The following is an 11,810-nucleotide window of genomic DNA, read 5'->3' on the forward strand; positions in this document are numbered from 1 at the left end:
CTTTAGCCTGGCAAGCAGCCGGCCGCCATCAAGGCCTCGATCTGCGCCAGCGCGCTGGGTAGCTGGGCCACGCCGTCGACGACAAAATGCGCGCCGCCGGCCAGCAGCTCAGTCGTGGCCTGCGCGCGCAAGCGCTGCCGCTCCGCCGCGGGCAAAGCCAGCCACTGCGCCTCGGACAAACCCAGCATATTGCCCGTCACCGCCAGGCCCACCACCCAGCAACCGATGGCGCGGCCTTCTTGCAGACCCGGCACGGTGTCATCCACCTTGACCACGCTGCTGGGCGGCCACACGCCCAGATCCGCCAGGGTCTTGACCATCATCAGAGGGCCAGGTCTTGCGCTGGCCATATCGCCGGCACAAACAACGTTGTCGGGCACATAGCCTTGAGCCGCGGCCAGGGGCGAGACCACCTCCATGATGGGCCGGTTGTAGCCGGTGGTGGAGCCAATCTTGAGGCCGCGCACGCGCAGAGCGTTCACCACCTCCAGCGCACCGGGGATCAGCGTCGCATGCTGCTTCACGCTCTCCCGGTTCATGGGGGTGAAGACCTCGTAAAGCTCATCGCAATCGGCGGCGCTGAAAGCCCGACCATGCACCCGCGCCCATTCGGCGCCGATGCGGGCCTCCGTGCCCAGGGCGTGGATGTGATCCCATTTGGCCAGGCCCATGGGCACGCGGGCCTCGTCAATGCTGATCGTGACGCCGTAACGCGCAAAGAGTTGGACGAAGGCGCCCATGGGCGCCTGGCTGCCAAAGTCCAGCACGGTACCCGCCCAATCGAACACGACGGCTTGCAATTGATTCTTCATTTCTCTTTTCGGTTCCAAAAAATTACCAGGCAGCGAACACTTCTTCGGCCAGGCCGAAGGCGGTGCTGGCGCCCGTGCCGCTAGTGACGGTCACGGCGCGGGTCAGGGCATCGGGCGCTTCCACCAGGCAGGGCTCGCTGGCCGAGGAGGGATAGGTGCCCACCCAGCGCTCCACGACCTGCGCCTCGCGCAGATGCAGGGCCTCGCGCAGATGACGCAGGATCAGCTCATCCACCGCCTCCGAAGCAAAGGGCGGCAGCACCGGGCCGTAGTGGTGCGAATCCCCCACCACCAGGGAGCCATCGGCGCTTTGCACCACGATCAAGTGAATGCCATGCGCCAGGCTCTCGCCCTCCTCCACCTGCAGGCGCGCGCGCAAGGCTTGCGCCTCCGGCAGCTCCGAGTAGCCCTCGTAGCGCACCAGACTCAGCTCACCCATCACCGAGGCCGGCAGCTTGAAGCCCGCCTGCGGCCGAACCCGCAACATCTGCAGCTGGCATAGGCGCAGCTTGTGCGGCAGCCAACGCTCGGCAAAGAGACCGTTCAGCTCGGCCCCGCCACAGACAATGACCCGCTCGGCCTGGTAGCTGGCGCGTGAGCTCTGCACATGCGGGGTCTGCACCGACAGCACGCTCTCGCCAAAGCGAAACTCCACGCCATAACTCGCGGCCAGCCAGGTGACCAGGCGAGGGATGGCGCTGCGCGACTCCACCCGTAACTCATGCGGGCTGTACAGCAGGGCACGCTGAGCTTCCAGGCGCAGGCTGGGGAAGCGAGCCGCCGCGACCTCCGCGCTCAGCAACTCGCAGCCCTGGCCCATCTCGGTACGAGCAAAGGCTTCGAGCACGGCCAGCGCCTCCTCACGCTGCGCCGCCAGGCACAGGCCTTGGTGCAAGACCTCGATGCCGGCCTGCGGGGCCAGCTCGGCCCAGACCTGACGGGAACGCATGGCACGCGCCCAGCTGGCACCCACCTTTTGGCCCGTCACCGTGACAAAACCAAAGTTGCGGATGGACGCACCGATGCAGGCCGCGTCTCGCTCCAGCACCACCACCTTCAAACCTTTTCTGGCCGCGACCAAGGCATGGGCCAGACCCACAATGCCCGCGCCCACCACCAAGACATCACATTTCATCGTCATCTCTTTCTTGTCCATTCCAATCAATCAACGAGCACGCCAGCGCTGGGTTTTGTTGATCAGCAAGCGCTCCAACAGCGCCAGCACCAGGCGCCCCACCGCCGCCGTCGCAAAAATCAGCACCGCCATGGCCGCGGCCGGGCCGATATCGCCGGCGTCATCCATGGCCAGCACGGCCACCGAGGCCAGGCTGGTCTCGGGGGAATACAAGAACACCACGGCCGAAACGGTGGTCAGCGCATTGACGAAGAAGTAACCCGCCACCTGCACCAGGGTGGGCAGGCTGACCGGCAGATGCACCCGCAGCAAGGTCTTCCAGAACGGCACACCCAGGGATTCGGCCACCAGCTCGTACTCCCGGTCCAGCTGGCGCAAGGCGCTCAGCTGGGTGATATGGGCCACCGAGAAGAAATGCGCCACCGTGCAAATCATCAGGAGGCCCAGCGAACCGTAGAGAAAGTGCAAGGGATTCCAGGCCGCGTTGAAAAAGAGGATGTAGCCCAGACCCAGGGCCAGGCCCGGCACCGCCATGGGCAGGCTGGCCACGGCATTGAGAAGCTTGCGGACAGCGGCCATCTGGCGCGGCTTCTCGACCAGATAAGCCGTCAGAAAGCTCAGGGCCGTGCCCAGCAGCGCCGTACCCAAGGCCAGCTTGAGCGAGTTGCTATAACTGGCCCACCCCCCGCCATCCATCAGATCGAACTGGTAGTTAATCAAGGACGGCGCTAGCTTGTAAGGCCAAAAAGTAGCCAGCGAGGCAAACACCGCCACGCCCAACACCGCCAGCAGCAGGGCCGCGATCAGGCTGCAGTACAAGAGCATGGCGCGATCCAGCAGCGGGTAGGGCTGGGGCTGATAAGGCACGGCGCGCACACTCAGGCTGGCGCCCTGGGCCGCACGCAGGCGCTGCTCCACCCAGAAGGCCAGCAGGGCCGGCAGCAGCAAGATCAAGGCGACGACGGCACCCATCTGCAGCTTTTGCTGACCAATCACCTGCTTGTAGATATCGGTGGCCAAGACCTGGGTGTTGCCGCCAATCACCTTGGGCACGCCAAAGTCGGTGATCACCAGCACAAAGACCACCACAAAGGAAATCACCAGGCCATAGCGGCTGGCCGGCAGGGTCACGCTGCGGAACACTCGCCAGCGGCTGGCGCCCAAGCTGGCGGCCGCCTCGTACAAGCGGCCATCGCTGGTGCCCAGGGCGGTCAGCAAGATCAGCAAGGCATGGGGAAAGGTCCAGAGCACCGAGCCGGTGACGATGCCGAAGGGGCCATAAATTGAAGAGACACCGGGCAGGCCCATCAGCCAGCTCTTCAACAAGCCCTGGTTGCCAAAGAGATAAATCAGGCTGATCGCCATCAAAAGCGAGGGCGCCAGCACCGGCACCAGGGCCACGGCGCGAAAGAAGCGCCGACCCGGCATGCAGGTCTGCGTCAGCGCAAAGGCATAGCCATAGGCCAGGCCGACGCAAATGGCCGCGCTGAGCAAGGACAGCCACAGGCTGTTGAACAGCGAGCGTCCCATATTGGGGCTGGCCGCATAAGCCCAATGATTGGCCAGACCGGTGAACTGCCCCTTGGCATCGAAAAAGCTCATGCCCAGCAAGGCCGCTACCGGCAGGGCAATGCTGATCAGCAAGGCCAGCAGGGCCAGGCCCAACAGCAGGCCGAGCAGGCCCCGCTCGGCGGGCAGGCGCAGGGCGGAAAAAACTGGGCGGGGAGCAAGCGTAGGCATCACGGCACTCATGCTCAGGCCGCCTTGCTCAAGACGGCGGGCGGCTCGGCCCGCATGGACAGAGGCTGAGCCAGGGCATGCAAGGCATCCCGCGGGATCTCCAGCATCAGCTGGGCCGGCCGCCCCTCCCTGCCCTGCAGCCAGGCCGGCAGCTGGGCGTCCCGCGCCGTGGGCAGCTCCGCCTCCAGCACATGCTCGGCACCCAAGCTCTCGCAGCGCAGGCGGACCAGGGTGCAAGGGCCCAGGAACACCGTGTCCAGCAATTCGGCTCGCAAGCAGTTGATCTGGGCATGCGCCGAGCTGGTGATTTGCAGCGGCCGCAAGACGATGGCCTCGGGCCGCAGGCCCAGCAGCACCGGGCTGCCGGTCTTGAACAGATGCGTGTCGCAGACCAGCTCCTGCTCGCCCACCCGCACCCGGCCACCGCCCACCACCAGGGCGGGCAGCAGATTCATCTTGCCCACGAACCCGGCCGCAAAAGGGCTGACCGGCTTGGCATACAGCACTTGCGGGCTTCCCTGCTGCTCCACCTGGCCCTGGTGCATCAGCACGACCCGGTCCGACATGGACAAGGCCTCGTCCTGGTCATGCGTGACCATCAAGGTGGTGATGCCTAACTGCTTTTGCAGGCGGCGAATCTCGCTGCGCAGGCCCACCCGCACCTGGGCGTCCAGGGCGGACAAGGGCTCGTCCAGCAGCAGCAAGCGCGGCCGCGGCGCCAGGGCCCGCGCCAGCGCCACCCGCTGCTGCTGGCCGCCGGACAGCTGGGCCGGGAATTTATGCGCCTGCTCGGCCAGGCCGACCAGCGCCAGCATCTCCAGCGCGCGCGCCGCCCGCTCGCGCCGGTTCAGGTCCTGCAGGCCGTAGCTCACGTTCTGAGCCACCGTCAGATTGGGGAACAGGGCGTAGCTCTGGAACACCACGCCAAAGCGGCGCTGCGAGGCCGGCTGGCGCGTGATGTCCTGGCCCAGCAGATGGATGCTGCCGGTATCCGGCGTCTCGATGCCGCAAAGAATTCGCAAGAGCGTGGTCTTGCCGCAGCCCGAGGGGCCCAGCAGGCTGATGAACTCACCCGCTGCCACCTCCAGCGCTATGCCGCGCAGCACGGGCTGTGCGCCATAGCGCTTGGTAATGTGTTTGACCGACAGCATGGTTTCGCTCACTTCTTGGGCTCAGCCTTGCCCTCGTAGCGACGCGCCCATTCAGTCAAGATGCGTTCGCGGTTGGCGGCGGCCCAGGCGAAGTCGTTCTTCACCAGCAGCTTTTCGATATCAGCCGGCACGAACTCCAGGCGCTCCTGCACCTGCGGCAAGGCCAGCACGGCAAAGTTGCCGGCGTAAAGCTCATTGGCCTTGCGGGTCACGGCCCAGTCGGCCAGGGCGCGGGCGGCGTCCTGCTTCTTGCTGCTCTTGAAGATGGCGGTGGCTTCCACATCCCAACCCAGGCCTTCTTTGGGGAAGACGATGGCTATGGGCGCGCCGTCCTTCTTGGTCTTGTTGGCACGGTAGTCAAAACTCAGACCCACCGGGAACTCGCCCGCACCGGCCTGGCGGCAGGGCTTGGAGCCGCTGTGGGTGTAGACGCCCATGTTCTGGTGCAAGGCGTCCATGAAAGCCCAGCCCTTGGCCTCGCCCATGCCTTGCAGCCAGGCCGACACCATCAAGAAGCCGGTGCCGCTGGAGGCCGGGTGCGGCATGGTGATGGCGCCCTTATAGGCCGGCAGGGTCAGGTCTTGCCAGGACGTGGGCTTGGGCAGCTTGCGCTTCTCGGCTTCCACAGTGTTGAAGCAGACGGCGGCAGACCATAAGTCCATGCCCACCCAAGTGGGCTGGGCGCGCGGGTCACGCATATTGGCGCGCACCTGCTCCAGGCCCTTGGGCGCGTAAGGCTGCAACATGGCTTCTTTGTCCAGCAGCATCAGCGAGGTGGCGGCCAGGCCCCAGACGGCATCGGCCTGCGGGTTGGCCTTCTCGGCCAGCAGGCGGGCGGTGATGATGCCGGTGCTGTCGCGCACAAACTTCAGCTCGATGCCAGGGTTGTCATGCTCGAAGGCGGCCTTGTAAGCCTTGATCTGATCGGCCTCCAGGGCCGAGTAAACCAGCAGCTCGGTCTTGCCCTGGGCCAGGGCGGCGCCGGCCGTCAAGGACATCAGCGCTGACAAACCAAGCACGCCAGCCAGGGGCTTCAGGCGCAGGGACTGCAAGAGTTTCTTCATCATCGTCTTCACTCCGTGGGAGGTGGTTTTCGGGGCTTAGGGCGCGGCCGCTAGGCCATGCAAGGGAATAGGCGAAACTCTAGGGATGAGGGATGAAACGACGGCGTCAAATGACGCAAATTTGACAAAGCAGGTATTGGGATCTTTCGGTCTGAACCCCGCGGATCGCCCACGCCAGGGCCAAGCAGAGGGAGTGCCGCCATGCTGGTGACCCAGCTCAAGTCCTTTTTCGTGGTGGCGCGCCTGGGCAGCGTGACCCTGGCGGCCAAGCAGTTAGGGCTGAGCCAACCCACCGTCACCACCCAGATCCGCGCGCTGGAGGAGCTCTACGGGGTGGAGCTGTTCCACCGCAGCAGCGGTCGGCTGAACATCAGCGATGCGGGCGTGCGCCTGCTGCCCCTGGTGGACCAACTGCTGCAGCAAGAGATCAATGTGGAGTTCGCGCTGCGCAATGCGGGCGAGCCGCAGCAAGGCAGCCTGCGCCTGGGAGCGACGGCGCCCTACTACATCCTGGACATCGTGCAACGCTATCGCCAGCGCTTCCCCCTGGTGGACATCAGCATTGGCGCGGGCAACTCGCGCCAGATGATCGATGCCTTGCAGGAGTACCGGGTCGACCTGGCCACCTCCTCGCATCTGGAAACCGACCCGCGCCTGCATCGCATCGAGCTGGGCTCCGACCCCTTGGTGCTGGTGCTGCACCGCAACCACCCCCTGGCCCAGCTAGAAGCGGTGCCCCTGGCGGCCCTGGCCGATTGCTTGCTTTTGAGCCGCGAGCGTGGCTCCAAAACTCGGCAACTGAGCGAAGACATGCTGGCCGCGGCGGGCGTCCAGCCCCAGGCCAGCATGGAGATTGCCAGCCGCGAGGCCTTGCGCGAGGCGGTGATACGCCAGATGGGGGTTTGCGTCTTCGCCCGCAACGAGGTCAGCGTGCACCCCGAGCTGCGCGCCCTGCCCTTTGTCGAGGCCACACCCCAGGTGCCCGAGTATCTGTACTGCCTGAAGGACAGGCGGCGGGCGCGCTTGATCGAGTCATTCTTGGCCGAGTGCAAACCCAGCTGAGCTTGCGCCAGCGCAAAAGCCCGGGAAAAGCCGTAGAAAACGCCTGCCAGCGGCGCGGTTTTCTTGTGGGCGAAGCTGCATACTACGAGCGAGCTAGCCCACAAAGGAGACCTTGATGCCCAAGCTTGTTGCCGAGAAGATTGAACTGAACGGGCTGCTGGATCGCAGCGCCATGCTGAGCCTGCTGGACCAGGCTGCGGCCGAAGCCATCGCTCAGGCCAAACCCATGGCCGTGCTGGCCCTGGACGTGGATCATTTCAAGGACTACCAAGACGCCCAAGGCCTGCCCCAGGCCGAGGCCACCTTGCTCAAGCTGGCCACCCAGCTACAAGCCAAACTCCCCGCGGGTGCGGCCCTGGCCCATTTGGGTGCCGATGCCTTTGTGGTGGTGCTGCCGGGGCTCGATATCGCCGCGGCACTGGAACAAGCCGAGGCCCTGCGCTTGGCCGTGCAGGCCGAGTTTGAGCCGCTCACCATTTCGCTAGGCGTTGCCGCCAGCCCCGAGGGTAAGAACTGGACGGCCCGCGCCCTCCTGGCCCTGGCCGACACCCGCATGACCTTCGCCAAGAAGCGCCTCGTGCCGCATCACAACCACAGCTGGGCCGGCACCCTGCCCTCAGACTGGTACTCGCGCCTGGACGTTCAGCCCGGCTTCTGGCCCAGCGTCTGATGACCTGAGGAGGCGCGCAAGCGCCTGTGCACCGCCCTGGCATGGGGCAACCAAGCCAGGGTGGCCCAACGCCGCCACATCAGCAGGCCGCGTATCCATTCATCCAGGGCATAGGCCAGCCACACTCCCGGCAGGCCCCAGCCCAGATACGAGCCGAGCAGCCAGCTGCCACCGGCCAGCACGATCAGCATGGAGGCCGCACCGGCCATCACCGGGTAACGCGCATCCCCCGTGGCCCGCAAGGCATTGATCACCACCAGATTGAAGGTGCGCCCCGGCTCCAGCAAGACGGTGATCCACAACAGGGTCGCGCCGAGTTCGATGATGGCGGTGTCCTGCGTGAAGAAGCCCAGCAGCCAGCGCCCGCTCAAAGCCGCCGCCAGGGCCACCAAGGTGCTCACCACCAAACCGCGCGCCAAGGCCCGCCGAACCAAGCGATGCGCCTCATGCAGCGCGCCCGCCCCAATCATGTGGCCCACCACGATCTCGGCCGCAAAGCCCGTGGCCAGGCCAAACATCAGCACGCCATACATCAGCTGCAAGGTATAGGCCTGGGTGGCCAGGGCGGCCGCGCCCAGCGTGGCCGCCACCGCCACGCTGACCATGAAAGTCAGGCGGTAGGCGATGTTCTCCGCCGCCCCCGGCAGGCCGATATGCAAGACTGCGGCCAAGGGCTGGCGCGGCAGCCGCCACCAGTCCGAGAGCGTGGGCCTCAAATCCAGATACGCCCGCCACAGCCACAGCAGCAGGGCCAGGCCCAGCAGACGGCTGATCAGCAAGGCCAAGGCAAAGCCCGGCAAGCCCAAGGCGGGCACGGGGCCCCAACCCGCCATCAGGGGCAAGGCCAGGCCCAGATGACTCAACTGCATCAGCACGATCACGGCCAGCGCCGCGCGGCTGTGCAGATGCGCACGCAAAACGCTGCCCATGGACGCCAGCCAAGCATCCAACAACATGGCCGGGGCCAAGCATTGCAAGAACAAGGTGGCCAGAGGCAAGACTTCGGCCGGCGCCTGCAAGAGGCGCAACAAGGGCTCGGCAAACAGCAAGGCCGCCAGCGCCGTCAGCCCACCCAGCCAGGTACTGGCACCCAGCACGGCGCGCGCCACCCGGTCGGCCTCGCCGCGCTGACCGGCACCCAGGCCCTGCGTGATCACCACGCTCACACCCGCACCGATGATGCGAAACAAGATGAACAAGGTGGCCGAGAGCTGATTGGCCAAGGCGAAAGCGCCGCCCGCTGCGTCCGAGATACGCCCGGCCAAGGCCGTGCAGACCATGCCCACGGCAATGCCCAGCCACAGCTCCATGAACAAGGGCCAGGCCAGAGGGAAAAGGCGGGGGGCGGGTTTGACTTGAGACAAAAAGGGCTTGCCGAGGGGTGAAGCCCAGGGCCTGGAAACGATTGCAATTGGAGCGGCATTCTCCCCGAGATCGGCAGCGCGGCGCAGCCACATCAACACAAAGCCTGGAATGCGGGGACAATCACCCCCTTCCCCGCACTACTCTCTTATTGGAAAGCTCGCCTTGAAAAAGACTTATCAGCTGCGCATCGAAGGCAAGAACCCCGACCGCCTCCTCGAAGCCATCAAGTTCGAGATCCGCAAATACATCAAGCGCGAGCAAGGCAAGACCCTGCCCAAAGGCTTTGACATCTGGGACTTTGACTGCCGCATTGGTGCCAGCGAGGCCGAGGCCCAGGTGACCCACCCGGCCGAGATCAATCCCGCCATCGACGAGGTCGTCAAGACCGGCGCCACCGCCTTCTACATCGAGCTCGTCGCCAAGCCCGCCAATCGCAAGCCCCGCCAAGCGCCCATCATCATCCCGCGCAATAGCAGCGCAGCGGACGATGCGGATGACGCGCTGGAAGACTGATCGATTGATCGATCGATTGAGCGATCAATCGATCGCTTGCTGGATTAGATTGGATTGACTTGAAGGGCCGAGGGCGGCGAGAACTTCTCGGCCGCTCTTGCTATTTCTGCGCAGCTGCTGAGGCGGCTGAGGCTGCCGAGGGCGCGCAATACACCGCAAACGACTCGGCCGTGTTGACCACGCCCTTGCTCGGCTTCTCCTGCGCCAACTCCCAAGGCCGCACACAGCGCGCCTCACGCGCGCACCAGGCGTAACCGGCAGAACCGACGCAGCCGTGCTGATCACGGTCCGCTCCGACTGCGGGCGCGGCAGGCGCTGCATCGGCCGCTTTGCTGACCTGCCCGCACCCGGCAGAGAGGGCGCACAACAAGGTCACTGCCGCCAGCGCAGCAAGGCGCCCCTTGAGTTGTGTGAGGGGATTCAAAGTCATGGGCTTGCTTCCTATCGGCAAAGAAAAGTCGAATCCTAGCGGACACCCGTCGAGCTAACTGAAGATTCCAGGTCACCCGAAAATCTGCCGCAATCGGGATAGGAGAAACCTCCCGGCCTTCCTCCTCACCCCGCCTCGCGACGACGCAGTTGCCCTTTGACCAACCTTCGGCTCTACTGATACCTGATGCCAGGACTTTCACCCGGCTGGATTCGTGCCATGCATGGCACACACGTGAAAGCTCAGCGGGCGGCGAAGCCGTCCGCTGCAGCGAATGGTTGGGCATCTGCCGAGTGCTCATACGACAACGAAGTACAACGAAGGTTGCCGCTCGAAGAACCAATGCACGCGAATCTGAAACGGCGTGGTCATTCCCTTGAAGCGCCTGAGCTCTTCCAAGATCACGTCGCTAGTCGCCACCTCAAAGAGAAAGCTTTTGACACTCTCGTTCAGTTGCTCGCTCGGCGTGCCTGCGTCGGTGCTGCGAGCTGCGTCCGACATCCACTTGACCAGATCAGCCGCATCCGGGAAACAATGGCGAGCAGACTGGCTGATTCCAGTCAGACGCCAACTTCCTACTGGCCATGGCTGAGCCAAGGGATCTTCACCGGAAGCTTCAAGCCCAGGTTCTCTGCCTGTCAGGCAGGCTCACGCAAATCTCAGTGTTGAAGCAATCGAAAGCTATGTCGAGAGCTCTGATCTGCTCGCCGCCAAGCCAAACGGCTTTCGGAAGCTCTCAAGTTCGGTCATGCCGCTGATGCTCAACGTTCTCGGTAAGCGGACCACCCAGCGAAGCTGGCGCAGGTCCGCTTGACCAAAAGGTTAAGGCGCAAGCGATCGATCATTACTCAACATGCCCTAAGGAAAGCTGTCCGTTTGGACCGAAGCGCGCGAACACCTTACTGTCTGGACAGTACAGGAAGGCGTTTTCATCACCGAGAAGCAGAAAGTCGGGCCAGTAGCGCACGAACAGATCCATCGGAGCAGAGTAGATGTGCTCCCGCATGAGAACGAAATAGACCCGCTCGCTCTGGCTTGTGCGAAAGCCATTGCTCAGGAATGCCCCGACCTTGGAGCTATCGGGCCGAATAGGCGTTTCACGGTTCTGCGTTAGCCAGTTCGGCCCTTCAATTGTTGGTGCAAGCCAATGATTCGCGGGGAGCAGCATGGGGTGCCGCTCCAGAGGTTCGGCTGATACATGCGCCTCCCAGAATGCACAGGATCCCGCCTCAGAAAGGGGCCAGATCTGGGCTCGCTCGTCTTCTGAGATCGAGCAGTCGCTATCAAAGAATGGCCAGTCGCCGTCCGGTTCGAGACCGCGGTAGGGGCCGACGTCCACGTCTTTCATTGCGCCTTAACGTTCGCGGTAAGCGGACCAGCCAGCATAGCTGGCGCAGGTCCGCTTGACTAAAGGGTTAAAGCGCATCACTGACCGAACCTCAATGCAACGGGAACCACGATATTTGCAAGGACAAACGGTAGCGCAACGAGCAGTAGAAGCAAGCGATACGTTCGCCGTTTGATGACGTACCAAAGCAAGCTTCCGCATGCAACCAAAGACAGCGCCGCCCAGCCAGAGATGGCAACTCGCAAGGACGCCTCTGTTATTGCCAAGCCTGCATGCGCCAGCCAGAAAAGACTTAATCCAGCGCTAAACGCTAGGCCGAGGAGCGTAAGTGCGGCCATTCCGATCACCCGGCCGGTACCAACGACCTGATCCCGAAATGTCCGATCTAGGAGTGCCATGCGTGCGCTTTAACGTTTGAGCTAACCGGCCCGCGGCGGCGTGACGCCGAAGGGCCAGAATGAAATGAGGCCCGAAGGCGGCATGCCGTTGCGGGTCAGGTTGAGCGAATACGAAGGGACTT

At 64.2% G+C, this 11,810-nt stretch carries 11 protein-coding genes; 3 read left to right on the top strand and 8 right to left on the bottom strand.

All coding sequences use genetic code 11. The annotated features are described in order from the left end of the window. Positions 1-2: 2 nt before the first annotated feature. The 5 genes from phnX to DBR47_RS06175 are packed head-to-tail and all read right to left on the bottom strand — an operon-like array spanning position 3 to position 5,836. Positions 3-812 (bottom strand): phosphonoacetaldehyde hydrolase, encoded by an 810-nt coding sequence (gene phnX / locus DBR47_RS06155; RefSeq protein ID WP_124448011.1) that lies wholly within the window; start codon positions 810-812, stop codon positions 3-5. A gap of 22 nt (positions 813-834) precedes the next feature. Continuing rightward, positions 835-1,953, bottom strand: a complete 1,119-nt coding sequence (locus tag DBR47_RS06160; protein WP_370454870.1) for a TIGR03364 family FAD-dependent oxidoreductase — start codon at positions 1,951-1,953, stop codon at positions 835-837. Between the two features lie 24 nt (positions 1,954-1,977). Further along, the gene (locus DBR47_RS06165) at positions 1,978-3,687 is read right to left on the bottom strand and encodes a putative 2-aminoethylphosphonate ABC transporter permease subunit (protein WP_231512152.1); all 1,710 of its coding nucleotides are present in this window, start codon (positions 3,685-3,687) and stop codon (positions 1,978-1,980) included. Positions 3,688-3,701: 14 nt separating this feature from the next. Further along, a complete protein-coding gene (locus DBR47_RS06170) occupies positions 3,702-4,838 on the bottom strand; it encodes an ABC transporter ATP-binding protein (protein ID WP_124448073.1) in 1,137 nt (378 codons plus the stop codon). 8 nt (positions 4,839-4,846) lie between these two features. Continuing rightward, a complete protein-coding gene (locus tag DBR47_RS06175) occupies positions 4,847-5,836 on the bottom strand; it encodes a putative 2-aminoethylphosphonate ABC transporter substrate-binding protein (protein ID WP_370454873.1) in 990 nt (329 codons plus the stop codon). Positions 5,837-6,103: 267 nt separating this feature from the next. Here DBR47_RS06175 and DBR47_RS06180 point away from each other — a divergent pair, with 267 nt between their 5' ends. Beyond that, complete coding sequence (locus DBR47_RS06180; protein ID WP_124448015.1) at positions 6,104-6,964, top strand: LysR substrate-binding domain-containing protein; 861 nt, start codon at positions 6,104-6,106, stop codon at positions 6,962-6,964. 115 nt (positions 6,965-7,079) lie between these two features. Beyond that, positions 7,080-7,634, top strand: a complete 555-nt coding sequence (locus DBR47_RS06185; RefSeq protein WP_124448017.1) for a diguanylate cyclase domain-containing protein — start codon at positions 7,080-7,082, stop codon at positions 7,632-7,634. Here DBR47_RS06185 and DBR47_RS06190 read toward each other — a convergent pair. After that, positions 7,607-8,944: an MATE family efflux transporter gene (locus DBR47_RS06190; RefSeq protein WP_231512154.1), complete on the bottom strand. Its 1,338-nt coding sequence runs from the start codon at positions 8,942-8,944 to the stop codon at positions 7,607-7,609. The genes DBR47_RS06185 and DBR47_RS06190 overlap by 28 nt on opposite strands. Positions 8,945-9,161: 217 nt before the next feature. Between DBR47_RS06190 and DBR47_RS06195 the strand changes: the two genes are divergently transcribed. Next, entirely contained in the window at positions 9,162-9,512 is a 351-nt protein-coding gene (locus DBR47_RS06195; RefSeq protein WP_124448021.1) for a DUF6172 family protein, read from the top strand. Between the two features lie 727 nt (positions 9,513-10,239). On the opposite strand, the gene DBR47_RS06205 is transcribed toward DBR47_RS06195, so the two are convergent. Together DBR47_RS06205 and DBR47_RS06210 are read right to left on the bottom strand one after the other, a co-directional pair. Beyond that, a complete protein-coding gene (locus DBR47_RS06205; protein ID WP_124448025.1) occupies positions 10,240-10,539 on the bottom strand; it encodes a hypothetical protein in 300 nt (99 codons plus the stop codon). A gap of 247 nt (positions 10,540-10,786) precedes the next feature. Beyond that, the gene (locus DBR47_RS06210; RefSeq protein WP_124448027.1) at positions 10,787-11,290 is read right to left on the bottom strand and encodes a DUF2947 family protein; all 504 of its coding nucleotides are present in this window, start codon (positions 11,288-11,290) and stop codon (positions 10,787-10,789) included. Positions 11,291-11,810 lie beyond the last annotated feature (520 nt).

Origin of the sequence: Paucibacter sp. KBW04, from assembly GCF_003852425.1 — a bacterium.
Classification (GTDB): Bacteria; Pseudomonadota; Gammaproteobacteria; order Burkholderiales; family Burkholderiaceae_C; genus Paucibacter_A.